Source organism: Clostridium boliviensis (assembly GCF_033342255.1).
In the GTDB taxonomy this organism is placed as follows: domain Bacteria; phylum Bacillota; class Clostridia; order Lachnospirales; family Lachnospiraceae; genus Lacrimispora; species Lacrimispora boliviensis.
In genome coordinates, this window is sequence record NZ_JAWONS010000287.1 from 1 (window position 1) to 282 (window position 282).

Genomic DNA, 282 nt, shown 5'->3' on the forward strand with positions numbered 1-282 from the left:
GAGGGCATCCACCCGCCCCCAACGATCCCGGATCTCTCCGGCCATCCGCCGCACATCCTCCAGCCGACCCACATCGCCCTGAAGCACCAGAACCTCCCTTCCCATTTTGCGAACTTCGCCGGCAAGTCGCTCCGCTGCCTCCCGGCTGTTACGGTAGTTGACGGCGATGTGAAATCCCGACTCGGCCAACACCCTCACCACTTGGGCACCCAAGCCGCGAATGCCCCCGGTCACCCAGGCCACGGATTCCACATTCCCACTCCTCCTCCGATTTTTTCGTAT

1 protein-coding gene is annotated in these 282 nt (G+C 62.8%); it reads right to left on the reverse strand.

Annotated features, from left to right (window positions below; translation table 11 throughout):
- A partial coding sequence (locus RZO55_RS20375) for an SDR family NAD(P)-dependent oxidoreductase (protein ID WP_318066100.1) occupies nt 1-252 on the reverse strand: 252 nt, incomplete at its 3' end.
- Nucleotides 253-282 lie beyond the last annotated feature (30 nt).